We start from the raw sequence: 25,493 nt of genomic DNA, 5'->3' as shown, positions 1-25,493 counted from the left end.
ACTACCCCGTGCGAGCCCAGGCAAACGGCACCACCCGAGCGCCGGGTTTCCGCGGGAGGCCGCCGGGCAAACCGGTGGCGTGGACCAAGCATCCGATCCGGAACCGCGTATCCGGCTGACCTCGGGCACACTGCGCCGCGCGGCGATCGTCTCGGTGCAGCTGCTCGTGGTGCTCGTCCTGCTGTGGGCCCTGCGCAACGTGGTACAGCACCTCAGTTACGTGCTGATCCCGCTGCTCGTCGCCCTGCTGCTCACCGCGATGCTGGAACCTCTCGTCGGCTGGCTCTGCAGGCATCGCTGGCCCCGGCCGCTGGCGGCGTTCGCCGCACTGCTGGCCGGGCTGGTCGTCGCGGGCGGCATCGTCACGTTCGTCGTCATCGCCATCATCCAGGGCTGGGACGAGCTGCGGCAGCGGGTTTCGGAGAGCATCGGCCAGATCCAGCAGTGGCTCGCCGGCAGCCCGTTCCACCTTGGAGGAAACCTGCTCGATCGGGTGCGGCAGTGGCTGGAGGGCAACCAGTCCGCCGTCGTGTCACAGGCGATGGGCGCGTTCACCACCGTCGGTTCCGTGCTCGTCGGCCTGCTGCTGGCCCTGGTGCTGCTACTGATGTTCCTCTACGACGGCCCGAAGATGTGGCACGGCATCCTGCGGCTGTGGCGGCCCGGCGCCCGGGAGATGGTCGACCAGGCGGGCCGGCGCGCCTTCCACGGCATCGTCCAGTACGTGTGGGTGACCGCCCTCGTGGCACTCATCGACGCCATCGGCATCGGCATCGGGCTGGCCGTGGTCGGCGTACCGCTGACCGTGCCGCTGGCCGCGCTCGTGTTCCTCGGCGGTTTCGTGCCCTACGTGGGCGCCGTGGTGTCCGGGTTCCTCGCGGTCGCCGTCACCCTGGTGAGCAACGGCTGGGTCTCCGCGCTCATCATTCTCGGCGTCGTGCTCGCCGTGCAGCAACTGGAGGGGCAGGTGCTGCAGCCGATCCTGCAGGGCAACGTCTCCCGCCTGCATCCGGTGATCGTGTTGCTGGCGCTGGTCGTCGGCGGCACGGAAGGCGGCATCGCGGGGGTGCTGTTCGCCGTTCCCGTGGTCGCCGCGTTCCGGGCAGTGGTACTCACGGTGGCCGAGCACCGGGCCCGCGAGCAGACCTGACGCTCACTCGACGTTGCGCGCCTCCTCGACGCGACGGGCGAAGCCCATCTCCAGCGCGGACAGCAGCAGATACACCACGGACGCGGCGAACGAGGCGACGAACCAGCCCAGCGTCACCGGCAGCAGGACGGCCACCAGCCACGCCGCACCGACGCCGACGGAGATGGACAGGGCGCTCAGCGCGGTGCCGAGTGCCACCACCGTGGTGCTCTCGCCGGACTGCAGCGAACGGCGGAAGCCGCTGGTGGCGATGGCCTCGACCAGCAGGAAGCTGGCGCCGCCGCCGAGCACGAACAGGAAGATCTGCCCTGGTTCCGGCGTGCTGTGGACGGTCGAGAGCATCGCCAGCGAGCAGGTGATCATCACCGAGTAGCCGTAGGCCCCGGCGTTGTTACGCAGGGAGAGCTTGACCTCGTGGACGTAGAGCCCCTTCGGCCGGTCACGCTTTGCGGTCTTGCCCGGCATCCGATCACCTCGCCTTTCCGACGCCCGTGGACGGGTCGGCGGGTTCCCACGGGATGTGAAATCGGCGTCAAGTTCCGGGCGCGAAATTCGATCGCGCCAACACCCGGAGCATCCGCCACCATGACGACATGACGATCTTCGGGCCCCCGGTCGATGTCCGGCCGCTGTTCCCCCGGGAACGTTTCGCCCTGCTCGAGCTGCTCGGCTCGCTCGATCGCTCCGACTGGGCCAAGCCGACGATCTGTCCCGGCTGGGACGTGCACGACGTCGTGGCTCACCTCGTCAACGACTACGTTCGCAGGCTTTCCGGAAGCCGCGACGGCCACCACGGCGCCGGGTTCCACCCTGGCGAGTCGCTCCCCGCCTTCATCGCCCGTATCAACGAGGAGTTCGTCAGCGCCGCGCGGCAATGCAGCCCTCGGGTGCTGATCGACCTGCTCACGCACCTGGGCCCGCAGCTCGACGCGCTGTGGGCGGAGCGGAACCTCCACGACGCCGCCGATCTCGACGTGTCGTGGGCGGCGACGGACCTACCGAGCCCGGCGTGGCTCGACATCGCCCGCGAGTACACCGAGTTCTGGGTACACCAGCAACAGATCCGGGACGCGGTCACACGACCCGGCGCCGACCAGCCAGAACTGCTCGGCCCCGTGGTGGACACGTTCCTGCGGGCCTTGCCCAGCACGCTCGCCGCCGAACCACGCCAGGACGGCACCACCCTGCGATTCCAGGTCACTGGTCCAGCCGGCGGAGTGTGGACCGCCATCCACGACGACGGCCGCTGGCGAGTCACCACCGGCGCGACGTCGACAGACCCCGCAGCCACCGTGACGATGGATCAGCACACGCTCTGGCGCCTGGCCAGCAGGGGCCGGACGGCGGAACAGGCGCGAGCACAGGCGACCCTCGTCGGCGACCGAAGCCTCGCGGAGACAGCGACCAGCCTGCTCGCGATCATCCGGTGAACGGCGCGGTCAGCGCTTGATGCCGACTCCGCCGGTCATGAACCGGACGCCGATGGTCGTCGCGTCGGTGACGATCTCGTCCGGGCGCCACAACGGCAGCGGCACGATGCCCGGGGGCAGGATCTCCAGGCCGTCGAAGAACCGCTCCAGCTCCTCCGGCGTGCGCACCCGGCCCGTGCCGAGCTGCGACAACAGGACCCGCTCCAGCTCCTCGCTCTCCGGAGAATCACTCAATCGCGTGAAATTCGTGATGAAGAAGTAGGAACCGGACGGAACGGCCTCGCGGAGGGCCTTGACGATTCCCTCCGGGTCCTCCTCGTCGAGGATGTGGTGCAGGATGCCGCACAGCATCACGCACACCGGCTTGCTGAAGTCGATCATCTCCTGCACGTCCGGGTGCGCGAGCACCTCGGCGGGCTTGCGGATGTCCGCGGTGACGACCCGGGTGTTGGGGTTGTCCTGCAGCAACGCCCTGCCGTGCGCGAGCACGATCGGGTCGATGTCGACGTACACGACCTTGGCCTCGGGGTTGGCGTCCTGCGCCACCTCGTGGGTGTTGCGCACGGTCGGCAGCCCCGAACCGAGGTCGAGGAACTGCGTGATGCCCTCGTCGGCGGCGAGATGACGCACCACACGATGCAGGATCGCTCTGTTGTGGATGGCGATCTCCTTGAGCTCCGGCATCACCGCCAGGCTCGCCTCCGCGACCCGCCTGTCGATCGCGTAGTTGTCCTTGCCGTCGAGCATGACGTCGTAGACCCGAGCCGCCGTGGGCACGCCGTTGTCGAGAACGACGACCTCGGACTCGGTCTGCTCTGCGCTGTCGGAGGACATCGAGATTCGCTCTCCTCACCATCGTCCCGGATTGCCCGTCATCGTAGCGGTTTCGGCACTGCGCGTCACCGCCCCGGGGCTACTTGACAGCGCCCATCGACAGGCCACGGACGAGATGGTTCTGCGCGATCCAGCCGACGATCATCACGGGCAGTGACGCCAGCAGCGCCGCCGCCGACAGCTGGGCCCAGTACAGCCCCTCGCTGGTGATGAACCCGGACAAGAACACCGGCACCGTGCCGGCCCGCGCCGCGGTGAGGTTGATGGCGTAGAAGAACTCGGTCCACGAGAAGATCACGCAGATCAGCGCCGTCGCGGCGATCCCGGGGGCCACGACGGGCAGGATGATCCGGGACAGCAGCGTGGGCAGCGTCGCGCCGTCCACCCTTCCCGCCTCGATCATCTCCCTGGGCACCTCCAGGAAGAACGACCGCATCATCCACACCGCCAGCGGCAGGTTCATCGCGGTGTAGAGGATGACCAGTGCCCACACGTTGTCCAGCAACTGCACGTTCTGGGAGATGACGTAGAGCGGGATGATCGCCGCGACGATGGGCAGCATCTTGGTGGACAGGAAGAAGCCGAGCGCATTGCCCGTGCCCTTGACCGGCGCGATCGACAGTGCGTAGGCGGCGGGAATGCCGAGCACCAGTACCGCCAGGGTCGAAAGGACCGTGACGAAACCCGAGTTCGCCAGGTACGGCAGGAACCCTCGTTCGAACACGCCGGCGAACTGCTCCAGCGTCGGGGAGAAGAACAGCTTCGGCGGATCGGTGTAGGCGTCGGCCTCCTGCTTGAACGCCGTCAGCACCATCCACACCAGCGGGAAAACGAACAGAATCGCCACCAGCCACGTGAACGCGGTCAGCGAGACCCGGCCGAGCCTCATTTCACTCCTCCGCTCACCTCGAAGGTCCGGAACATCAGGCGCAGCGCGAAGGTGGCGACGACGAGCGTGAGCACCACGACGATGACGCCCATCGCCGACGACTGGCCGACGTCGAAGCCCTCGAACGCGCGCTGGTAGATGTAGAAGGGCAGGTTCGTGCTGGCGGTGCCCGGACCGCCCTGGGTCATCAGGTAGATCGCGTCGAACGAGTTCACGATGTAGATCGCGCCGAGCAGGGCCGCCAGCTGCAGGTAGCGGCTCAGCTGCGGCAGCGTGATGGAGGCGAACGTGCGCCAGCGGCCCGCGCCGTCGACCTGCGCGGCCTCCAGCACCTCCTTCGACTGCCCCTGCAGCCCGGCGAGGATCAGCAGCGTCATGAACGGCGTCCACTGCCAGACCACCTGCGTCATCACCGAGGCCAGCGGGAACTCCGACAGCCAGTCGGTGTTGCCGCCGAAACCGACGTTGAGCAGCCCGTACGTCGGGTCGAACATCGTCGTCTTCCACAGCAGCGCACCCGCGGCGGGCAGGATGAGAAACGGCGTGATGATGAGCGTGCGCACCACGCTGCGGCCGACGAACTTGCGGTCCAGCAGCAGCGCGAGGCCGAGCCCGAGCAGCATCGAGACGAACACGCACACCACGGTGAGCAGGACCGTGTTGAGCATCGCGCCCCGGAACTGGCTGTCGGCGAACACGTCGACGTAGTTCTGGACACCGACGAAGTGCTGGGATCCGGGCCGCACGAGGTTCCACGACTGGAACGAGTAGAACACCGTGACCAGGAACGGCACCTGCGTGACGGCGATGGTGAACAGCAGCGCGGGCAGCAGCGGAGCCCTGCGCTTCCAGGGATTGGCGCGCCTGCGCGGCGCGGAGACCGGCGCGGCCTCGCTGACGGGTGGTGGCGTAGGAGCCGCTGTCGTCGTCGTCATCGGGTCTCCCGGTAGGCCTGGCCGACTGTCTCGGCGTACTCCTGCGACTGGCGCAAGGCCTCGTCGACCGTCTTCTGGCCGGCGATCGCCGCGGAGAGCTGCTGGCTCACCCGGGTGCCCAGGTCCTGGAACTCGGGGATGCCGACGAACTGGATGCCGGGGTAGGGCACCGGTTCGGTCATGGTGCTGTCCTGGTCGGCGTTCTCGATGCCGTTGAGGGTGGGTCGCGCGTAGGCCTTCGCGGCCTCGAGGTACTCCGGGATCTCGTAGGTGGAGCGGCGGCAGCCCGGCGGCACCCGGTTCCAGCCGAACTCCTCACCGACCGTCCGCACGAAGTCCTTGCCGGTCATCCAGCGCATGAACTCCCAGGCGGCCTGCTTGTGCTCGGTGGCCTTCGGCATCGCCAGCGACCAGGTGTAGAGCCAGCCGCTGGAGTCGGTCTTGTTCACGGGCGCGGCCACGTAGCCGGACTTGCCGACGATCCTGCTGCTCGAAGGGTCCTCATTGGTCCCGGCCATGACGGTGGCGTCGTACCACATGGCGGCCTGCCCCTGGGCGTAGCGCGTGCCGCACTCGGAGAAGCCCGCGCTGGCGGCGCCCGGCTCGCCGTGCTCGCGCAGCAGGTTGACGTAGAACTCCGCGGCGGCGCGGAACTCCGGCGAGGTGAGCTGCGCGTTCCAGTTCCGGTCGAACCAGCGGCCACCGAAGGTGTTCACGACAGTGGTGAACGGTGCGAGGCTCTCGCCCCAGCCGGGCTTGCCGCGCAGGCAGATTCCGGCGATGCCGGCCCGCTTGTCGTCCAGCTTCGCCGCGAATTCCGCGATCTGCCGCCACGTCGGGTTCGCCGGCATCGTCAGGCCCGCCTTGGCGAACAGATCCTTGCGGTAGGCCAGGAAGGACGACTCGCCGTAGAAGGGCACGGAATACATGTCGCCCTGGTAGGACAGGGAGTCCCGGATGCTGGGGATGAAGTCGCCCGCGTCGTAGCCGGGGCTGGAGTCGATGTAGGGCTGGAGGTTCTCCAGCCAGCCGTTCTCGGCCCACTGCGGCGTCTCGTAGTTGCTGATCATCACCACGTCGAACTCGCCGCCCTGGGTGGCGGTCGAGGCGGTGATCTTCGCGCGCGCCTGGTTCTCCGGAAGCGACACGAACCGCAGGTTCACGCCGGGGTGCGCGCGTTCGAACCGGTCGGACAGGGCGATCGCGTCGTTCATCTGCGGGTTGGCGACGATCGCGATCACGAGCGTCTTGCCGCCCGCGCCCAGCGCCCCGGCTCCGGCGCATCCGGAGGCCAGGAGCAGGACGGCGAGCAGGAGCAGCGGCAGCCGGCGCCGTCGCCGACCGCCAGGGGCGTCAGGCATCGTTGCCGCCTCCCGGAACCACCTGCACCTTCAGACCGGCGCCACTGCGCATCAGGGCCAGCGCGTCGGGATACCGCTCGAGGGGAAGCGTGTCGGTGAGCAACGCCCCGGTGTCGATGGCACCGGAGGCGACGAGCTCCAGCGCGGCGCCGAAGCTGTTGAGCACGGCCATCGACCCGACGACGGTGATCTCGTCGTTGTAGATGCGAAACGGCGACAGCGCGACCCGGTCCTGTTCGGGCGCGACACCGAAGACGAGCAGGCGCCCGCCCCTGCGCAGCGCGTCGAACGCCGCCTCGATGGCGGGCACCGCACCCGTGCAGTCGGCCGCGGCGTCGAAGCGACGGCCGTCGAGTTCGGCGACGTCGCCCGCGACGGCCGCGGCGCCCAGTTCCGTGGCCCTGGCCAGCCGCGCGGTGTTGCGGTCGACGACGGTGACCGACGCGCCGGAGCGCTGCAGCAGCTGCTGCATGATGAGCCCCATCGTGCCCGCGCCCATCACCAGGAAGTGCTCGCCCGCCTCGACTCCGACGCGGCGCACGCCGTGCACGGCACACGACACCGGCTCCACGAGCGCGCCCTGCTGGTAGGTCAGCTCGTCGGGCATGCGGTAGCAGGTGGCGGCGGGCACGGCGACGTACTCGGCGAAAGCGCCGTCCACCGTGTCCCCGGTGGCCCCCCAGTTGGCGCACAGGTTGCCGTGGCCGCTGCGGCACGGCGTGCAGTAGCCGCAGAACAGCGACGGGTCGACGGCGACCCGGTCGCCCACCCGCCATTCGCCCGGCACACCCGCGCCGAGCTCCACGATCTCGCCCGCGAACTCGTGGCCGGGCACGATCGGGTACGGCGTCGGCGGGAAGTGCCCGTCGGCGATGTGCAGGTCCGTGCCGCAGATGCCGCAGGCCCCCACCTTGACGACGACCTGCCGCTCCCCCGGTTTGGGATCCGGCACGTCACCGACCCTCACGGAGCCGGGTTGGTCGACGATCGCGGCACGCATGCCATCCCACCTTTCACCGCTCATATGAGCACTTTGCGAATCATTCACTCGATCGCATGTGCCTGGCATTGAAAGGGTCTTCCTGGTGTTACGTCAACCTTTCCTTCAAATTTCGGGCTATAGTGCTCATATGAGCGCCAAACGCCGCCCGCTGGGCTTCACTGACTCGGTTCAGGCCGCCTCGATCGCCCACCGGTTCTACGTGCGGGGCCGGTCCAAGCTGGAGATTGCCCACGAGTTCGGGATGAGCCGGTTCAAGGTCGCCCGGATACTCGACCTGGCACGGGAGTCCGGGCTGGTGAGAGTGGAGTTCGACCTCCCGGCCGCCGTCGAGCCCGGCCTGTCGGCCGACCTTCGTTCCGCCTACGGACTGCAGCAGGCCCTGGTGCTCGAACGAGCGGACCGGCGGGAGACCCGGCCGGAGATGCGCAGGCGCATCGGCACCCTCGCCGCGCGCTTGCTGGAGGAGATCGCCACCAAGGACGACGTGATCGGCCTGTCCTGGGCACGGTCGGTGAACGTGATGACCGAGGAGATCACGGCGTTGCCGCGCTGCCCGATCGTGCAGTTGTGCGGCGTGCAGGCCGGAATGGACATGCGGGACCGCTCGGTGGAGACGGTCAGCAGGCTGGCGACGGTGTCGGGCGGGGAGGCGTACCCGATCTTCGCGCCGCTCGTGCTCCCCGACCGGCGCACCACCGAGACGTTGCGCAGGCAGCCGGGCATCGCCGAGACGTTCGGCCAGTTCCGCCACCTCACCAAGGCGGTCGTGAGCATCGGCGCCTGGGAGCCCGGCGAGTCCACTGTGTACGACTCCCTCACCCCCGCCGAGCGCGACGCGATCAGCAAGCGCGGCGCCAAGGCGGAGGTGGCGGCGCGGCTGTTCGACGCCGACGGCAACGCCCTGTCCACCGGCCTGGCCCACCATGTGCTGGCCATCAGCCACGAGGAGCTGCGCCAGGTGCCCGAGGTGGTCGCGCTCGGCTACAGCGCACCGAAGGCCGAGGCCATCGACGCCGTCCTGCGCTCCGGCATGGTCACCACCCTCATCACCGACGCCGAAACCGCGGAGCTGACCCTCCGCCTGGCCCAAAGCCGCGGCTAACGCCGCGAGTCTTGCGCTCAAGCCCGCGAGTCCTGCACTCAGGCCCGCGAGTTCTGCACTCTAGCCCGCGAGTCCTGCGCTCGGGCCCGCGAGTTCTGCGCTCAGCGCCGACCCCGAGCGAGCGGCTCGCCGCAGTCGGTCAGTACCGGCCCGCTGACGGCAGTCTGCTGGAGCTGGGGCCCCGCCGGAGGCTCCCGAGGGGGCACGCCCGCTGGGTGACGTCATCGCCGAGATGCGGGACGAGGAACGCTGGTGATCTACCTCCACACCTCGGCCTTCGCCAAACTGGTGTGGAAGGAGCCGGAATCCGCGGCGCTCAGGGAGTACCTGGCCGCTCGACCGGGAGAGGGCCACGTATCCAGCACGCTGCTCGCGATCGAGGCGCGCCGCGCGGCCCTGCGCGCCGGTGGGCAGGCACTGCCCCGGGTGGACGTCGCTCTCCAGCGCGTCGGTCTGGTGGACATCAGTGCCGCGGTCGTCGAATCCGCCAGCCGCATTCCCGAGCCGACGCTGCGTTCGCTCGATGCCATCCATCGGGCCACGGCCTTGCTCCTGGAAACCGATGTGAGCGTACTGCTCACCTACGACAACCGGCTTGCGGAGACGGCGACGGCGATCGGGCTCGCGGTGGCCGCGCCGAGCTGATCGCGCGTCAGGGCCCAGCCGTCCAGGCGCGGTAGTCCGTCCACGCCTGCAGGCTCGCGCGGCTGTCGAACCGGCGGGGCTCGCCGGTGAGCGGATCGGTGAACTCCAGTGTCGCGGCGAGCAGCTGCAGCGGGCGGCGGAAGTCGTCGAGCGCGGTCTCGGTGAGCACGGGATAGAAGGTGTCGCCGAGAATCGGGATGCCGAGCGACGCCAGGTGCACGCGGAGCTGGTGGGTTCGCCCGGTCGCGGGCAGCAGCCGGTACCGCCCGAGGCCTTCCCTGTGCTCGATCAGCTCCACCGCGGTCTCGGCGTTGGGCTCGCCCGGCACCTCCCGCGCGGTGACGATGCCGCGTTCCTTCACGATCCGGCTGCGCACCGTGCGGGGCAGCTCCAGCGCCGGATCGTAGGGCGCGATCGCCTCGTACACCTTGCGCACGCGGCGATCGCGGAACAGGTTCTGGTACGCGCCACGCAGCTCGCGCCGCGTCACGAACATCAGCAGCCCGGCCGTCACGCGGTCGAGCCGGTGCACCGGGCTCAGCTCGGGCAGCCCCAGATCCCGGCGCAACCGCACCAGCGCCGTCTCCACGACGTGCCTTCCGCGCGGGATCGTCGCCAGGAAATGCGGCTTGTCCACCACCAGCAGGTTCTCGTCGCGGTGCACGATGCCGATGTCGAACGGCACCGGCACCTCCTCCGGCAGGTCTCGGTGGAACCAGAGGAAGGCGTTCGGGGTGAACGGCGTCTCGGGGGTGATCGGCCCGTCGAGGCCGACGATGCGCTCCTCGCGCAGCATCGCGTCGATCCGCGCCGGATCCAGCCGGGGCAGCCGCTCGACAAGGTGGTCCCGCACCGTCGGCCACTCGCCCTCGGCGGGCAGCTTGATCCGCGCGGCGTCGAGGCCGTGCCGCTGCGGAAGGGGAGACGCCGGACGTTTCATCGAGCGCCAGCCTACTGCCGTCGCACACCGTCCGGCCCCTGATCGTCGGCGCGGACGGGCAGGTCTATCCGTCGGCCGAGCCGCGCTTCGGTGACACCAGTCCCGACTCGTAGGCGAACACCACGAGCTGGGCGCGGTCGCGGGCACCCAGCTTGGTCATCGCGCGGCTGACGTGGGTCTTGGCGGTCAGCGGGCTGATCACCATGTGCGCGGCGATCTCGTCGTTGGACAGCCCGCGCGCGACCAGCGCGACCACCTCGCGTTCCCGCCGGGTCAGCAACGCCAGGTCGCCGGTGACGTCGCCGTCGGGGGCGCGCGCGGTGAACTCGCCGATCAGCCTGCGTGTCACCGACGGAGCCAGCAGCGCGTCGCCACGCGCGGCCACGCGCACGGCGTGGAGCAGGTCGGCGGGGTCGATGTCCTTGACCAGGAAGCCGGTGGCGCCCGCGCGCAGCGCGTTGAACACGTACTCGTCCAGGCCGTAGTTGGTCAGGATCACCACATGCACGCCGGTCAGGCGCGGATCGGCCACGATCCGCCTGGTCGCCTCGATACCGTCGGCCACCGGCATCTGGATGTCCACGAGCGCGACGTCCGGCACGTGCTCGGCGGCCAGCGCCGCGCCCTCGGCGCCGTCGGCGGCCTCGGCCACCACCTCGATGTCGTCCTCGGCGTCGAGCAACGCGCGGAATCCGCCCCGGATCAGGGCCTGGTCGTCGACCAGCAGGACCCGGATCACGCGGGCCGCCCCACGGGCAGGCTGGCCTCGACCCGGAACCCGCCCTCGGCGCGCGGGCCGGCGCGGAGCCTGCCGCCCAGCGCGCTGACCCGCTCGCGCATGCCGATCAGCCCGACCCCGGGCACGGGCTCGTTGCCCGGCGCGGCGCTGCCGTCGTCCTCGACGACGATCGTCAGCGCGTCGGCGCCGTAGGCGAGGCGCACCGATGCCGTGGCGGCGCCCGCGTGCCTGACCACGTTGGTGAGTGCCTCCTGCACGATCCGGTAGGCCGCGCGGTCGACGTCGGCGGGCAGTGTGCGTTCGGGGCCGTCGACCGTCACGGTCGCGGGCACCCCCGCGCGCTCCACCAGGTCATCGAGCCGGGCGAGACCGTGGCCGGGCCCCTCCCCGTCGCTGTCGCGCAGCACCTCCAGCGTCGCCCGCAGCTCCCTGGTGGCCTCGCGGCTGGCCTCCTGCACGGCCAGCAGTGCCTCCGACACGTCCTCGCCGCGTTTGCGGGCCAGGTGCACGGCGACACCCGCCTGCACCTTGATGATCGAGATCTGGTGGGTGAGCGAGTCGTGCAGTTCGCGGGCGATCCGCAGCCGCTCCTCGCTCGCCCTGCGCAGGGCGACCTCCTCGCGCGTGCGCTCGGCCTCCGCGGCCCGCTCCTCCGCCTGGCGGACGTAGGCCCTGCGGTGCCGCGCCACCTCTCCGAGGACGTACCCCGCGACGAACCAGCCGACCGGCAGGATCGCCTCCTGGATCGCCTGCCCAGCGGGCGTCGCGTCCTCGGTGGCGGCGAGGTTGCTCGCCACGGCGAACACCAGCAGCGGCGCGGCCACGCCGAGCCCGAGCGCGCGGTGTCCGAGGCTGACCACCGTGTAGACGGCGACCAGCACCGGCACCGTCGCGATCGGACCGGGCTCGACCCGCGCGGTGTAGGCCAGTCCCGCCAGCAGCGTCACCGCGAGCACCACGCGCGGCGCGCGGCTGCGGGCGGCCAGTGCGAGCGTTCCGGCAAGCAGCAGCACGTAGCCCAGCACACCGGCTTCCGAGGAGCCGAGCACGGCATCGGCGAGCGCCAGCCCGGTCACGCCTGCGGCGAGCGCGGCGTCGAGCAGCGCCGCGCGACGCCCGCGATCCGTTGCCATGAGCGCACCCTAGAGCAGGACCGCACCGATTTCGTTCCCCATCCGGCGTACTCCCCACGAAGTAGTGCCCGCCGCACCCGCCTCGAGTGGAGCAGCGGCAACGCCTTCCCGCGTGCGACGACGCCGGGCGGCGCGGCGAGCACGCTGGACGGGGTCAACCGACGAGAGGGAGGCTCACATGCTGTTCGCCGAAGTGCTCACGCCCCGCGGTCTGCTCACCAGAGAGCAGCGGGACCGCATCGGGCACCGGTTCGTCGCCGACCTGACCGGCACCGGCGAGGACGCGGCCGCGCCCGCCGAGGTGCTGGAGGCCGCCCGCGCGCTGTACCACGTCGTGTTCCGGGAGGCCGACGACTGGTACGTCGCCGGGCGCCGCGCCGAGCAGGGCTGCGCCCAGGTCATCGTCCGCGTGGCCGTGCCCGAGGGCTGGCGTGAGGAGATGAGCGGCTACGTCGTCACAGCGTTCACCGCCACGCTGGCCGACGTCCTCGGCGACCCCGGGATCTACGACGCGCCGCGCGCGATGATCCACGTGACCGGTGTCCCGGACGGCGGGGTGGGCCTGTTCGGCAAGGCGATGACGGCGAACGATCTCGTCCGCCTCATCACCGAGCCGGTCCGCGGGGCGCCCGTCCCCGCGGACCTGCCGCCGGGCACCGGCTACGACCCCGTGTGCGGCATGCGGGTGCCCTACCAGCACGCGGCCGCCGTCGCCGAGCACGGCGGCACCACCTACGCCTTCTGCAGCAACGGCTGCCACGAGGTGTTCACCGAGGAACACGCCGCCTGAGGGCTGCCCGAACGCAGAACTCGCGGGCCTGAGCGCAGAACTCGCGGGCCTGAGCGCAGGACTCGCGGGTCAGCCGCGTTCGATCAGGTGCCCGATGACGTCCGGTCCGGGGTGCGCGGCTCCGGAGCCGTCACGACGCGGATCCGGCTCCGGCAGTTCGACGGCGTCGCCGTTCTTCGTCGCCCCGGCCGGGCGCGGGCCGATCCACGCCACCCGCAAGGCCGTCTCCCCCTTGAGGAAGCGCTGCGCGCGCACACCTGCCGTCGCCCTGCCCTTCGCCGGGTACTCGGCGAACGGCGTCATCTTGACGCTGGCGCCGGTGGCGGTGACGACCATCGGCTCGCCGTGCTCCTCGTCGTCGGTGCGCACCGCGCCGAAGAACACCACCTCCGCATCCGAGGGCAGGTTGATGCCCGCCATGCCGCCGCCCTTGAGGCCCTGCGGCCGCACCAGCGACGCCGGGTACCGCAGCAGCGCCGCCTGCGAGGACACGAACGCCAGCGTCTCCTCGCCGTCGGTCAGCCACGTGGCGCCGACCACCTCGTCGCCGTCCTTGAGGGAGATGACGTCGAACTCGTCGGAGCGCACCGGCCAGTCCGGCGAGCACACCTTCACCACGCCCCGCCGGGTGCCCAGGGCGAGCCCTGGCGAGCCCTCGGCCTGCTCACCGAGCGGAGCGATGCCGACCACCCGCTCGCCCTTGTCCAGCGGCACGAGTTCCCGGGCGGCCATGCCGCCGCGCAGCGACACGGTGCCCACCCGGTCGGGCAGCACGGGCAGTGGCAGCACATCGACCTTGAACGCCCGACCGGTGTTCGTGACCAGCAGGATCTGCCCTCGCGCGGTGGTGTGCACCATCGCGGAGACCGCGTCGTGCTTGGCCCGCCCGCTGCGCCGTCTGCCTTCGGTGACCTCCTCCGACTCGGCGGCGGTCCTGGCGACGAGTCCGGTGGCCGACAGGATCACCTGGCACGGGTCGTCGGCGACCTCCAGCGGCCCCGCGGGCTTCGAGGCGGCCAGCACCTCCTTGAGGTCGCCGTCGATCAGCGCGGTGCGGCGCTCGGTCGGGAAGTCCTTGGCGATCTTGGCCAGTTCCTGCGAGACGACCTTCTTCAGCTCGCGCTCGTCGTCGAGGATCCTGGACAGCTCCGCGATCTCCTCGCGCAGCCGGTCCTGCTCGGCCTCCAGCTCGATGCGGTCGTACTTGGTGAGCCTGCGCAGTGGCGTGTCAAGGATGTAGGTGGCCTGGATGTCGGAGAGCTTGAACCGCGTCATCAGGCCGTCCTTGGCGGCCTGCGCGTTCTCGCTCTGCCGGATGAGCCGGATCACCTTGTCGATGTCCAGCAGCGCCTTCAGCAGGCCCTCCACCAGGTGCAGGCGCTCCTCGCGCTTGCGCCGCCGGTACCGGGTCCGGCGGGTGACGACCTCGTAGCGGTGGGCGAGAAAGACGTCGAGCAGCTGCTTGAGCCCCAGCGTCTGCGGCTGCCCGTCCACGAGCACGAGGTTGTTGATGCCGAACGACTGCTCCAGCGGCGTCAGCCGGTAGAGGTCGGCGAGCAGGGCCTGCGGGTTGACGCCGACCTTGCACTCGATGACGAGCCGGGTGCCGTTCTCCCGGTCGGTCAGGTCCTTCACGTCGGCGATGCCGGTGAGCCGCTTGGACTTGTTCACCTCGTCGGTGATCCGCTCGATCACCTTCTCGGGCCCGACGCCGTACGGCAGCTCGGTGACCGTGATGCCCTGCCGCCTGCTGCCCTCGATCGGACCCGTCTCGACCGTGGCGCGCATGCGCACCACGCCGCGCCCGGTCTCGTAGGCCTTGCGCACCTCGTCCAGGCCGAGCAGTTGCCCGCCGGTGGGCAGGTCCGGCCCCGGCACGAACTCCATGAGCTTGTCGAGCGAGGCGTTCGGGTGGTTGATGAGCCAGCGCGCGGCGGCGATGACCTCGCCCATGTTGTGCGGGATCATGTTCGTCGCCATGCCCACGGCGATCCCGGACGTGCCGTTGACCAGCAGGTTCGGAAACGCCGCCGGGAGCACGGTGGGTTCGAGCAGCTCGCCGTCGTAGTTGGGCCGGAAGTCGACGGTGTCCTCGCCCAGCTCACCGACGAGCAGCATCGCCTCCGGCGACATGCGTGCCTCGGTGTTGTGGTTGACGAATCCACCGGCAAGGAACGAGTGGTCGCCGGAGTCCACGCGCACCGAGTACACCTCGGCGGGTTCGGCCGCCTCGACCTCCGTGATCTCCTCGAACCGGTAGCCCGAGTCCATGATCGGCAGGATCGTGGCGAGGACTTCGGAGTCGGCGATGTGGTCGATGATGTGCAGTCGCTCCGTCTCCCAGCGCTCGACGCGGTCGACGTTGTGCGTGGTCAGCCACTTTCGCCCGCTGCCGGACCGGTCGAAGTCCAGCGCGCTCCGGACGTAGTCCGCGACGAAGGGGACGCGATCCTGGCTGAGCCGGGGCGCGCGCAGCGGCGAGCGGCTGAGCAGCTCGCGCAGATGCGCCTGCTTGGTCTTCAGGAAACCGACGCGCTCGGCGAAGGCCTTGACGTTGCGCAGGCCCGAGACGACGAGCCGGTACTCCGCGGAACCGCTCGGCCGCCGGTTGCGACAGCGGCGCGCGATCACACCGAACTCGGCGAGCAGTTCCTGGATCTCCCCCGCCAGGCGTTCGCTGTACGTGCTGTACTGCACGGTGACGGAACCGTCGGCTGCGCGGCAACCGCCGTCGCCCTCGAACGCCGCCATCAGGAACGCTCGCTTGACGCCGGTGTCACCCGCCCACACGAACTCGGGAACGACCGTCTCGGCCGAGGAGTAGCCGATGCACTCGCCAAGAGGGCTCGCCCGGAGCGCGTCCATCCCGCCGGCGCAGTCCTGGATGTCGAGTTCGTGGACCAGCTTGTGGTCCCGGCGGGTGTGCCGCCGCGACACAGATCGCTTGCCACCGACGATCTGGTCGTACGCGTGCACCACCTCGTTGAAGAAGTGCTCGTCGGTGTTGGTGAAGCCTGCGCGTGATTCGCTGGCGAAGCCTCCGGTGACCCACGCTCCGGCCAGCACGCCGAGCATGTACTCCCGCGCGGTGGGCTCCACCTGCAGCCAGGCATTGCGGGCCACACACACCACCGTGCCCGGCTTGACCTCGTCCAGCCTCCGCCACTGGAACAGTGGCACACCCATGGGCGCCTCGAGACACAGCACCAGGTGGTTCTCGCTACCGCGCAGGGAGAAGCCGGACTCCGTCGTGATCCGCAGCGTGGGATGGACGCCGGAGTTGAAGACCTTGTCGACCCGGACGGCCTTGCCGTCCTTGTCCAGTACCTCGAAGTCCGCATCGGCTTCGGAGTCCGGCGGCAGGTCGACCACATCGGCGATCCGGGGGCTGGAGCCGTCGGCAAGGCGGATCCGGGTGTCCCCGACAACGCAGTACCGGCTCGCTGCCGGGCCATCGTCGGGACTTCCGAAGTTTCCGTGCCCGTCCACCAGCGGCACGTTCATCGAGAAGTCCTGCGCCAGGCGGACCATCGCATCGTAGATCGCCGTGTCGCCGTGCGGGTGGTAGCGGCCCATCACGTCACCGACCACACGCGACGACTTCACGTAGGCGTGCGTGGGCCGGTAGCCGTTCTCGTTCATCGAGAACAGGATCCTGCGATGCACGGGCTTGAGCCCGTCGCGGGCGTCGGGCAGGGCGCGCGAGTGGATGACCGAGTAGGCGTACTCCAGGTAGGAGTCCTCGATCTCGGTCTTCAGCGAGTTGTCGAAGACCTGGGCACCGGCCTGGTCGAAGGCGGCCGGATCGACCCGCGTGACAGTGTTCTTGCGGCGTGCCATGGCTTGTCGCTAGCTCCTAGATGTCGATCGCGGCCTCGTCCACCCGTGCGGCGGAGGAGACCAGCCAGTTCCGGCGCGGTTCGACCTTCTCGCCCATCAGCAGCTCGAGAGCGGCCTCCGCGGCGTCGACGTCGTCGAGGGTGATGCGGCGCACCGCGCGGGTCGCCGGGTTCATCGTGGTCTCCCACAGCTCGTCGGCGTTCATCTCGCCGAGGCCCTTGAACCGGGGCACGGGCTTCTTGATCGTCTTGCCCGCCTTCTCCAGTTCGGCGACCTTGGCCTGCATCTCCCGCTCGGTGAACGTGTAGTGCGTCTCCTCTTTGCGCCCCTTGGTGACGACCTTGTGCAGCGGTGGCATGGCGGCGTAGAGCCTGCCGTCCTCGATCACCGGGCGCATGTAGCGCGCGAACAGCGTGATGAGCAGCGTGCGGATGTGCGAGCCGTCGACGTCGGCGTCGGCCATGAGGATCACGCGGCCGTAGCGCATGGCGGAGATGTCGAACGTGCGCCCCGTGCCCGCGCCGAGCACCTGCACGATCGAGGCGATCTCGGCGTTCTTCAGCGCGTCACCGAGGCCCGCCTTCTGCACGTTGAGGATCTTGCCGCGCAGCGGCAGCAGCGCCTGGTACTCCGACACCCGCGCCTGGCGCGCGGAGCCGAGCGCGCTGTCGCCCTCCACGAGGAACAGCTCGCTGCGCGACACCCCGGTGGTGCGGCAGTCCACGAGCTTCGCGGGCATCGCGGCGCCCTCCAGCGCCGTCTTGCGCCGAGCCGCGTCCTTCTGCTGCTTCTGTGCGATCCGCACGCGGGAGGCGTCGACCACCTTCTGCAGCACGGTCTTGGCCTGCGCCTTGGTCTTGCGGTGCTCGGTCCAGGCCTTGACCTGCTTCTCGACGATTCCCTGGATGACCTTGGTGATGCCCGCCGTGGACAGCTCGTCCTTGGTCTGCGAGGTGAACTGCGGCTCGGGGATCCGCACGTGGATGACCGCGGTCATGCCCTCCTGGACATCGTCCACAGTGGGCAGGTCCTCCTTGGGCTTGAGCAGGCCGCGTGTCTTGGAGATCGCGTCCTGCAGCGACCGCAGCAGCGCGCGGTCGAATCCCCTGCGGTGCGTGCCGCCGTGCACGTTGCGGATGGTGTTGGTGAAGCACTCGACGGTGCGCTCGTACCCGGTGCCCCACCGCAGCGCCACCTCGACCTCGGCCTTGCGCTCCACATTGGACTGCATGACGCCGTTCTCGTCCGCGGCGTTCTCCTTGTAGGTGCCCTCGCCGGTGATGACGAGCGTGTCGCACACGGCGCGGTCGCCCGCGGGGGCGAGGAAGTCGACCATGTCGACGAGCCCGTTGGGATAGTGGAACGTCTCCTCGTTGATGGCGCCTTCGGTGGCGGCGCGCAGCACGTAGGTGACACCGGGCACGAGGAACGCGGTGTTGCGCAGCTTCTCCCGCACCGCCTCGATGCCCAGCTCCGCGCCCTTCTCGAAGTAGCGGGCGTCGTGCCAGTACCGGATGGTGGTGCCCGTGGACTCCCCGCGCTTCATCTTGCGGACGACGCGGAGCCCGGACTGCCGCGTGAACCTGGCCTTCGGTCCCGGGCCGTCGAACACGCCGGGCACCCCGCGGGCGAAGGACATCTCGTGCACCTTGCCCGCGCGCTTGACGGTGACGTCGAGCCGCAGCGACAGCGCGTTGACCGCCGAGGCGCCCACGCCGTGCAGACCACCGGAGGCCTTGTATCCGGAGCCGCCGAACTTGCCGCCCGCGTGCAGCCTGGTCAGCACCAGTTCGACGCCGGAGAGGCCGGACTTGGCGTGCACGCCGGTGGGGATGCCGCGCCCGTCGTCCTCGACCTCCACGCTGCCGTCGGCGTGCAGGGTGACCACGACCCGGCTCGCATGGCCCGCGACGCCCTCGTCCGTCGAGTTGTCGACGATCTCGGTGAAGAGGTGGTTGACGCCGCGGCTGTCCGTGGACCCGATGTACATGCCGGGCCGCTTCCGGACCGCTTCCAGACCCTCGAGGTGGGTCAGGTCGTCAGCCCCGTAGAGGGTCTCAGCAGAAGCAGTCACAGGGTCGCTCTCTCCCAGATCCAGGTCGCCAGATCGTGATCGTCGCGGGGTGCGGGGCGCGGGATGTCCCGCCGTCCGGCCAGCGCACCACCGTAGTGCAGAGTATCCGGCGCGCACGACATTTCGTCGCGTGCTTCACCACCCGCGTCGCGCGCGGCGGGTCACGAATCGGTCGCGACTGTGACCCCGGTCACGTGCGCTCGAACTCGGCCTTGACGCCGAGCAGCCGGACGGGCCTGCCGAGCTCGAACTTCCCGAGCACGGTCAGTGCCGCCCGCTCGAGGGCGGCCGCCTCGCTGGTCGGACTCTCCAGGGTAATGCTTCGCGTCTGCGTCAGAAACGGCGCGAACCGCACCTTGACCCCGACCCGCACCGCAGGCCTTCCCTCGGCGACCACGTCGTCGGCCACACGCCGGGCCAGCAGCGTGACCTGCTCGGCGAGCGCGGCCGCGTCGGTGAGGTTGCGCTGGAACGTCGTCTCCCTGCTGCGCGAGCGCGGCACGTACGGCGTCGCGGTGACCTCCCTGTCCCCCGCGCCGTGGGCCAGGATGCGGAAGTAGGGGCCCATCGTCGGGCCGAACCGCGCGGCGAGGTCGGCCGGATCGGCGGCGGCCAGCCCAGCGACGGTGGTGATCCCCGCCTCGGCGAGCTTCCTGGTGGTCTTCGCACCGATGCCCCACAGGGCGTCCGGTGGCCGGTGGGCCATCACCTCGGTCCAGTTCCGGCTGGTGAGCCGGTAGATCCCGGCCGGTTTGGCGAACCCGGTGGCGATCTTGGCGCGGGCCTTGTTGTCGCCGATGCCCACCGAGCAGGACAGGCCGGTCTCGGCGGTCACCGCGCGCTGGATGTCGGCGGCGAGCGCCTCCGGGTCGGCCACCGGCGCCGCGACGAACGCCTCGTCCCAGCCCATCACCTCGACGACGAGGCCGAGCTCTCGCAACGTGGCCATGACCCGCTCCGACACGGCCTCGTAGGCGGGCGGGTCGGAGGGCAGGAACACCGCGTCCGGGCAGCGCTTGGCCGCCGTCCGCAACGGCATTCCCGAGTGCACGCCGAACTCGCGCGCCTCGTAGGAGGCGGTGGCCACCACCGCGCGCTGGGTCGGGTCGCCCTGGCCTCCGACGACCACCGGCTTGCCGCGCAGCTCGGGGTGTCGCGCGATCTCGACCGCGGCGATGAACTGGTCGAGATCGACGTGCAGGACCCAGTCCCTTGTGGACATGGATCCAGTATGTGCCCTCCCCCGCCGTCTGCCCAGCGGACGGCTACCGATGACACGGATAAAACCGATGAGACGGATGAATAGGCTCCCCGCGCCGGTGGGTAGGCGGGCCGTGGAGGCAGGACGACCACAGGAAGGAGGCTCATCATGGCTCAGCTGGTTCGCGAGCTGATGACCGAAAGCCCCGTCACCCTCGCTTCCGACACGCCGCTGCGGGAGGCGGCTCGCCGCATGCGAGACCAGGACATCGGCAACGTGCTGGTGGCCGACGGCGATCAGGTGCGGGGCATCGTCACCGACCGTGACGTGGTGATCCGCGCCGTGGCCGAGAGCGGCGATCTCGCCGACTGGAGGATCGGCGACGTGTGCAGCGAGCGGCTGGTGACAGCGGCGCCGAACGAGGAGGCCGACAACGCGATCGCACGGATGCGGGAGCACGCCGTGCGCCGGATCCCCGTGGTCGAGGACGGCAGGTCGATCGGGATGCTCTCGATCGGCGACGCCGCGATGGAGCGGGACCCGCGCTCCGCGCTGGGCGCCATCAGCGCCGCCGCGGGCAACGCCTGATCGGCACGGCCAGGCGGTGAGGTTCTAGGGTCGCTTCCGTGTCGGCCCGGGAACTGGTGGTGCTTGGCAGCGGAAGCCAGGCGCCTTCGCGCACCCGCAACCACAACGGCTACCTGCTCCGCTGGGATGCCGAGGGGCTCCTCTTCGACCCCGGGGAAGGCACCCAGCGGCAGCTGTTGTTCGCGGGCGTGCCCGCCAGTGCGATCAGCCGCATCTGCCTGACGCACTTCCACGGCGATCACTGCCTGGGAGTGCCGGGCATCGTCCAGCGCCTTTCGCTGGACGGCGTGAGCCGGCCCGTGCGGGCCCACTACCCCGCGTCGGGCCGGCACTTCTTCGCCCGACTGCGCTACGCCAGCGTCTTCCACGAGCGGGCGGACGTGGTGGAGGAGCCGGTCGATGGCGACGGCGTCGTCGCCGAAGGCCCGTTCGGCCGGCTGTGTGCCCTGCGCCTCGACCACCCCGTCGAGGCCTTCGGCTACCGGCTCGTCGAGCCGGACGACCGCACGATGCTGCCCGATCTGCTGGCCAGGGCCGGTGTCCACGGTCCCGAGGTCGGACACCTGCGCAGGCACGGTTCGCTGCGGGGCGTCCGGCTGGAGGACGTGAGCGTGGTCCGGCCGGGCCAGCGGTTCGCGTTCGTGATGGACACGCGGTTGTGCGACAACGCGTTCGCCCTCGCGGACGGCGCGGACCTGCTGGTGATCGAGTCCACGTTCCTGGCAGAGGACGCCACGCTCGCCCGGGAGTACGGGCACCTGACGGCGGCGCAGGCGGGCAGGATCGCCGAGGAGAGCGGCGTCGGAAGGCTGGTTCTCACGCATTTCTCCCAGCGCTACCCCGAGCCGCGGCGGTTTCACGACGAGGCCGCGGAGGTATTCGGGGGCGAGATCGTGGTGGCGGAGGACCTGGCGCGGGTCGCCGTGCCGCGACGCGGGCGGCCCGGCGGCAGCGCGGCGGTCGACCCGGAATAGCACCGCCCGGGGTCGCGTTGGAACAGGGCTTGCCCACTGTGTCCGGGCGAGCGAATCCCTGCCAGGAAGGAGGCGGCACGCCATGGAAAAGATCGACTGGCGGCACCGTGCCGCCTGCCGTGACGAGGATCCCGAGCTGTTCTTCCCCGTGACCGAGATCGGTCCGGGTGCACAGCAGACCGCGCGGGCCAAGGCGGTCTGCGCGCGCTGTCCGGTGCGGGCGCAGTGCCTGGAGTACGCGCTGGACGCCGGGCTCGACTACGGGGTCTTCGGTGGTGCCACCGAGGGCGAGCGCCGTGACCTCGTGCGGCAGCGTCGCAACCGCGGGCAGCCGAAGGCTGCCTGAACCGCCTGACCCGGCTCGCCGGGAGCCGGGAACATCGGCAGCGCCGCCGGTGTTGAACAGACCGGCCGATACGCACCGTGTCCCCCGGGCCTCACCCCTGTATGCCTTCGCGGAATACCGTCTGGCTGGAGCCGCGTCGTGCCCTTCGCCGAGAGGCGATACGTGCGTATCGGCCCCTGACTTCGTTCCCGGGTTCACTGGGTAGGGTCCTCGACGCGCCCAGTGAGCCCGGATTTCCTTCTCCGTCACGGTCACGTTACGATCTCGCTGAAGCGACAATTGCATCAATTCGCGTATATCGCCCTGCGAGCCGGGGCTGGTCGCTGCCGCTCCGGCGTGGTGTCCGCCACCCGGCCCCCGCCGCCGCGAGGGCGTCTCACCACGGGAGGTGGCGTGACCAAGGACGAGCAAGGCCAGGGCCAGGGCGCATTCAACGCGGCGACCGGCCGGTCACTCGAAAGCGACAACGGCAAACCCCGCTACCTCGCCTACCAGCGTGAGCTGATCCGCCCGCACTGCGGGCGCTCGGCGCTGGAGGTGGGCGCGGGTCTCGGCGAGTTCGCCGAGGGGTTCACCGGGCTCGACCGCTACGTCGTCACCGACGTCGACCCGGATGCCGTGCAACAGCTGAAGAACCGGTTCGCGCATCGCGCCGAGGTGGAGGCACAGCAGTTCGACGTCGACGGGCAGAGTGCGCTCGCCGACCCGGTGGAGACGCTCATCGCCATCAACGTGCTGGAGCACATCGCCGACGACGTCGACGCGCTGCGCAGCCTCGCCAAGTCGGTCACCGCGGGGGGCTCCATCGTGCTGTTCGTCCCGGGTTACCAGCAGCTCTACGGCGACTTCGACCGCAAGGTCGGGCACTACCGCCGCTACACCCCCGCCACCGTCAGCGCCGCCGCGCGTGAGGCCGGGCTCACCGTCGAGGTGGCAAGGCCGGTGAACTTCCTCGGTGCGTTCGCCTGGTGGGCCGCCGTGCGCAAGGGCGGCGTCGGTGCGCCGAACCCCAGGCTGGTCGCGGCCTACGACCGGTTCGTCGTGCCGGTCACCAAGGCCATCGAGCAGCGCGTGCGCGTGCCGTTCGGCCAGTCGGTGCTCTGCGTGGCCCGCAAGTCGGCGAGCTGACCGGCCACGCTCACTCACCTCGGCGCCTGCTCCTCGCTCGGTTCGTCCTCCTCGGTGGCGCCCTCGCTGCCCTGGAGGACGGGCGAGCGGGCGAGCAGGATCGTGCAGGCGGCGATGAGGGCGGCTCCGATCACCTGGCCCGCGATCCAGCCGCCGCCCCGCACCTGCTCGCCGAACACCACCACGCCCCAGCCGATCGACACCAGCGGGTTGGCCAGCGTCAGGCCCGGCTGGGAGGCGACGAGGCTGCCCGCGCGCAACGTGTTCTGCAGCAGGACGAACCCGAGCGGGCCGACGACGAGCACCGCGTACGTCTGCCAGGCACCGAACACCGCGCCGATACCTCCGGCGAACGCCGCCGTCATGCCGCTGACCAGCGCGGCGAGGAACCCGAAGTACATGCCGCTCGCGATGCCGAGATAGGCGGCCCTGTGCGCGTAGTGCTTGCGGAAGGCGACGACGATCAGGGCGCCGATCAGGGCGAGCGTCACCCCGCCCGCCAGGCCCCACTCCAGCAGTGGCACAGCCCGCACGTCGCCGCTTCGCGGCCGCAGGGACACGAGCAGCAGCGCGATGCCGGCTGTCATCCCCGCCGCCGCGCTCCACTCCCTGGCGTGCACCCCGGCCCGCAACAGCAGCCGGGACAGCACGAGCGTGAAGCCGAGCTCGGTCACCAGGAGCGGCTGGATCAGCGTGATCGGCCCGGTGGCCAGCGCCGCCGCCTGCAGCACGAACCCGGTGAGGATGGCCACGACACCCGCCAGCCACGGGGGCTCGTGGGCCAGGTCCCACAGCATCCGCAGCGACATCGAGCGATCCTCGGACTGCCGCCGCGCTCCCTTGCGCTGCAGGACCGACGAGGTGGCGTTCGCCAGGGCCGCCAGCACCGCGAACACCACGCTCAGCACCACGTGCATCACCGGTTCCCGGTACCCGATTCGAACGAGGGGGAAACGTTCGATACCCCCGGTGGTAATAATGGCTGCACCGTAGAGAGGGAGCGAAACCGATGGAGATCCTGTCGATCGACACCCCGTCGCTGGGCGACCGCAGCTACCTGGTGCACCACGCCGGGGTGGCGTTCGCGGTGGACCCGCAGCGCGACATCGACCGGCTGCTGGCGCTGCTGGAGGACCACGGCGTGCGCCTGCTGCACGTGTTCGAGACCCACATTCACAACGACTACGTGACCGGTGGTCTCGCGCTGGCCGAGCTGACCGGCGCCACGTACCACGTCAGCGCCGACGACCCGGTCACGTTCGCCCGCAGCCCCATCCGCGACGGCGACGTCGTCGAGGTCGGCGAGGTGCGCGTGCGCGCACTCGCCACGCCGGGGCACACGTTCACCCACCTGTCCTACGCGGTGGAGGCGCCCGGCGAGACCCCGGCCGTGTTCACCGGCGGGTCGCTGCTGTTCGGCTCCACCGGCAGGCCCGACCTGCTCGGCCCGCAGCACACCGGCCGGCTGGTGCGGGCGCAGTACGGCTCGGCCCGCAGGCTCGCCGAGGAGCTGCCCGACGAGACCAGGGTGTTCCCGACACACGGGTTCGGCAGCTTCTGCTCGGCCACGCCCACCTCCGGCGACGAGTCGACGATCGGCAGGGAGAAGCGGGTGAACCCGGCGCTGACCGCCGACGAGAGGTCCTATGTGGACAGCCTGCTGGCGGGGCTGGACGACTACCCGGCCTACTACGCGCACATGGGGCCTGCCAACCTCGCCGGGCCCGGCGCCCCCGACCTGACCCCGCCCCGGCAGGCCGAACCCGGGGAGCTGCGCAAGCGCGCCGAGTCCGGCGAGTGGGTGGTGGATCTGCGCACCCGCACGGCGTTCGCGGCAGGCCACGTCGCCGGGACGCTGAACTTCGGCATCGACGGCGGGTTCGCCACCTACCTCGGCTGGCTGCTGCCGTGGGGCACGCCACTGACGCTGATCGGCGACACCGGACAGCAGGTGGCCCAGGCTCAGCGGGAACTGGTGCGCATCGGGATCGACCGGCTGGAGGCGGCCGCCACCGGCGACGTGCGCGAGCTGCCGGGTGAGGGCGAGCTGCGCTCCTACCCCACCGCCGGGTTCGCCGAACTCGCGCAGGTCCGGCACCACCGGCCGGTCAGCGTGCTCGACGTGCGCAGGGAGCAGGAGTGGCAGGCGGGCCATCTCGACGGTGCCGTGCACATCCCGCTGCACGAGCTGCTCGATCGCATGGACGAGGTGCCCGGCGGCGAGGTGTGGGTGCACTGCAAGTCGGGCTACCGCGCTTCGATCGCCGCCTCGCTGCTGGACGCGGCCGGTCATCGCGTGGTGGCCGTCGATGACGAGTTCGACGAGGCCTCCGCTGCCGGGTTGTGAGCGGCACCGGCGCGGTCGGAGTCCGGCGCACGGCGGGGGGTGAG

At 70.5% G+C, this 25,493-nt stretch carries 23 protein-coding genes; 10 read left to right on the top strand and 13 right to left on the bottom strand.

The window, feature by feature from the left end:
• Nucleotides 1–79 precede the first annotated feature (79 nt).
• Nucleotides 80–1,150, top strand: a complete 1,071-nt coding sequence (locus tag BAY60_RS11455; RefSeq protein ID WP_112280937.1) for an AI-2E family transporter — start codon at nt 80–82, stop codon at nt 1,148–1,150.
• Nucleotides 1,151–1,153: 3 nt separating this feature from the next.
• Here BAY60_RS11455 and BAY60_RS11450 read toward each other — a convergent pair whose 3' ends face one another.
• Entirely contained in the window at nt 1,154–1,615 is a 462-nt protein-coding gene (locus tag BAY60_RS11450; RefSeq protein WP_112280936.1) for a hypothetical protein, read from the bottom strand.
• Between the two features lie 128 nt (nt 1,616–1,743).
• On the opposite strand from BAY60_RS11450, the gene BAY60_RS11445 reads away from it, so the two are divergent.
• Nucleotides 1,744–2,580 carry a maleylpyruvate isomerase family mycothiol-dependent enzyme gene (locus BAY60_RS11445; protein ID WP_112280935.1) on the top strand — a complete coding sequence of 279 codons (837 nt, stop codon included), beginning with the start codon at nt 1,744–1,746 and terminating at the stop codon, nt 2,578–2,580.
• Nucleotides 2,581–2,589: 9 nt separating this feature from the next.
• On the opposite strand, the gene BAY60_RS11440 is transcribed toward BAY60_RS11445, so the two are convergent.
• The 5 genes from BAY60_RS11440 to BAY60_RS11420 form a co-directional block, all read right to left on the bottom strand.
• On the bottom strand, nt 2,590–3,414 hold the full coding sequence (locus tag BAY60_RS11440) for an SAM-dependent methyltransferase (RefSeq protein ID WP_112280934.1): 825 nt from the start codon (nt 3,412–3,414) through the stop codon (nt 2,590–2,592).
• Between the two features lie 79 nt (nt 3,415–3,493).
• Nucleotides 3,494–4,303: a carbohydrate ABC transporter permease gene (locus BAY60_RS11435; protein ID WP_112280933.1), complete on the bottom strand. Its 810-nt coding sequence runs from the start codon at nt 4,301–4,303 to the stop codon at nt 3,494–3,496.
• The gene (locus tag BAY60_RS11430) at nt 4,300–5,238 is read right to left on the bottom strand and encodes a carbohydrate ABC transporter permease (RefSeq protein WP_112280932.1); all 939 of its coding nucleotides are present in this window, start codon (nt 5,236–5,238) and stop codon (nt 4,300–4,302) included. The genes BAY60_RS11435 and BAY60_RS11430 overlap by 4 nt, the downstream gene beginning before the upstream one ends.
• A complete protein-coding gene (locus BAY60_RS11425) occupies nt 5,235–6,599 on the bottom strand; it encodes an ABC transporter substrate-binding protein (protein ID WP_112280931.1) in 1,365 nt (454 codons plus the stop codon). The genes BAY60_RS11430 and BAY60_RS11425 overlap by 4 nt, the downstream gene beginning before the upstream one ends.
• Complete coding sequence (locus BAY60_RS11420; protein ID WP_112280930.1) at nt 6,592–7,599, bottom strand: zinc-dependent alcohol dehydrogenase family protein; 1,008 nt, start codon at nt 7,597–7,599, stop codon at nt 6,592–6,594. The genes BAY60_RS11425 and BAY60_RS11420 overlap by 8 nt, the downstream gene beginning before the upstream one ends.
• 130 nt (nt 7,600–7,729) lie before the next feature.
• On the opposite strand from BAY60_RS11420, the gene BAY60_RS11415 reads away from it, so the two are divergent.
• Entirely contained in the window at nt 7,730–8,704 is a 975-nt protein-coding gene (locus BAY60_RS11415; RefSeq protein ID WP_112280929.1) for a sugar-binding transcriptional regulator, read from the top strand.
• A 252-nt stretch (nt 8,705–8,956) separates the two neighbouring features.
• A complete protein-coding gene (locus tag BAY60_RS11410; protein WP_170160381.1) occupies nt 8,957–9,349 on the top strand; it encodes a type II toxin-antitoxin system VapC family toxin in 393 nt (130 codons plus the stop codon).
• A gap of 7 nt (nt 9,350–9,356) precedes the next feature.
• Here BAY60_RS11410 and BAY60_RS11405 read toward each other — a convergent pair whose 3' ends face one another.
• The 3 genes from BAY60_RS11405 to BAY60_RS11395 form a co-directional block, all read right to left on the bottom strand.
• A complete protein-coding gene (locus tag BAY60_RS11405) occupies nt 9,357–10,289 on the bottom strand; it encodes an RluA family pseudouridine synthase (RefSeq protein WP_112280927.1) in 933 nt (310 codons plus the stop codon).
• 64 nt (nt 10,290–10,353) lie between these two features.
• Nucleotides 10,354–11,028, bottom strand: coding sequence for a response regulator transcription factor (locus tag BAY60_RS11400; RefSeq protein WP_112280926.1), 675 nt, complete (start codon nt 11,026–11,028; stop codon nt 10,354–10,356).
• Nucleotides 11,025–12,161 carry a sensor histidine kinase gene (locus BAY60_RS11395; protein WP_112280925.1) on the bottom strand — a complete coding sequence of 379 codons (1,137 nt, stop codon included), beginning with the start codon at nt 12,159–12,161 and terminating at the stop codon, nt 11,025–11,027. Before BAY60_RS11395 ends, BAY60_RS11400 begins: the two co-directional genes overlap by 4 nt.
• 178 nt (nt 12,162–12,339) lie before the next feature.
• On the opposite strand from BAY60_RS11395, the gene BAY60_RS11390 reads away from it, so the two are divergent.
• On the top strand, nt 12,340–12,951 hold the full coding sequence (locus BAY60_RS11390; RefSeq protein WP_112280924.1) for a YHS domain-containing protein: 612 nt from the start codon (nt 12,340–12,342) through the stop codon (nt 12,949–12,951).
• A 69-nt stretch (nt 12,952–13,020) separates the two neighbouring features.
• Here the strand turns inward: BAY60_RS11390 and BAY60_RS11385 are convergent, their stop codons facing one another.
• The 3 genes from BAY60_RS11385 to BAY60_RS11375 all read right to left on the bottom strand — a co-directional run bounded on the left by BAY60_RS11385 (nt 13,021) and on the right by BAY60_RS11375 (nt 20,087).
• Nucleotides 13,021–16,791: a DNA gyrase subunit A gene (locus BAY60_RS11385; RefSeq protein WP_112280923.1), complete on the bottom strand. Its 3,771-nt coding sequence runs from the start codon at nt 16,789–16,791 to the stop codon at nt 13,021–13,023.
• Nucleotides 16,792–16,807: 16 nt separating this feature from the next.
• The gene (locus BAY60_RS11380; RefSeq protein ID WP_112280922.1) at nt 16,808–18,865 is read right to left on the bottom strand and encodes a DNA gyrase/topoisomerase IV subunit B; all 2,058 of its coding nucleotides are present in this window, start codon (nt 18,863–18,865) and stop codon (nt 16,808–16,810) included.
• Between the two features lie 190 nt (nt 18,866–19,055).
• Nucleotides 19,056–20,087 (bottom strand): DNA polymerase IV, encoded by a 1,032-nt coding sequence (locus BAY60_RS11375; RefSeq protein ID WP_112280921.1) that lies wholly within the window; start codon nt 20,085–20,087, stop codon nt 19,056–19,058.
• Nucleotides 20,088–20,234: 147 nt separating this feature from the next.
• Between BAY60_RS11375 and BAY60_RS11370 the strand changes: the two genes are divergently transcribed.
• The 4 genes from BAY60_RS11370 (at nt 20,235) to BAY60_RS11355 (ending at nt 23,102) form a co-directional block, all read left to right on the top strand.
• Nucleotides 20,235–20,654 carry a CBS domain-containing protein gene (locus tag BAY60_RS11370; RefSeq protein ID WP_112280920.1) on the top strand — a complete coding sequence of 140 codons (420 nt, stop codon included), beginning with the start codon at nt 20,235–20,237 and terminating at the stop codon, nt 20,652–20,654.
• A gap of 38 nt (nt 20,655–20,692) precedes the next feature.
• Nucleotides 20,693–21,628, top strand: coding sequence for a ribonuclease Z (locus BAY60_RS11365; RefSeq protein ID WP_112280919.1), 936 nt, complete (start codon nt 20,693–20,695; stop codon nt 21,626–21,628).
• Nucleotides 21,629–21,710: 82 nt separating this feature from the next.
• The gene (locus BAY60_RS11360; RefSeq protein WP_112280918.1) at nt 21,711–21,974 is read left to right on the top strand and encodes a WhiB family transcriptional regulator; all 264 of its coding nucleotides are present in this window, start codon (nt 21,711–21,713) and stop codon (nt 21,972–21,974) included.
• A gap of 393 nt (nt 21,975–22,367) precedes the next feature.
• Nucleotides 22,368–23,102 (top strand): class I SAM-dependent methyltransferase, encoded by a 735-nt coding sequence (locus tag BAY60_RS11355; protein ID WP_112280917.1) that lies wholly within the window; start codon nt 22,368–22,370, stop codon nt 23,100–23,102.
• A 14-nt stretch (nt 23,103–23,116) separates the two neighbouring features.
• On the opposite strand, the gene BAY60_RS11350 is transcribed toward BAY60_RS11355, so the two are convergent.
• Nucleotides 23,117–24,019: a DMT family transporter gene (locus BAY60_RS11350; protein WP_211330305.1), complete on the bottom strand. Its 903-nt coding sequence runs from the start codon at nt 24,017–24,019 to the stop codon at nt 23,117–23,119.
• A 92-nt stretch (nt 24,020–24,111) separates the two neighbouring features.
• On the opposite strand from BAY60_RS11350, the gene BAY60_RS11345 reads away from it, so the two are divergent.
• On the top strand, nt 24,112–25,449 hold the full coding sequence (locus tag BAY60_RS11345) for an MBL fold metallo-hydrolase (protein WP_112280916.1): 1,338 nt from the start codon (nt 24,112–24,114) through the stop codon (nt 25,447–25,449).
• Nucleotides 25,450–25,493: the final 44 nt, after the last annotated feature.

Origin of the sequence: Prauserella muralis (genome assembly GCF_003202285.1) — a bacterium.
GTDB lineage: Bacteria > Actinomycetota > Actinomycetes > Mycobacteriales > Pseudonocardiaceae > Prauserella_B > Prauserella_B muralis.
Note: the sequence above shows the minus strand (reverse complement) of the source record. Positions and strands in the feature narration are given on the sequence as shown.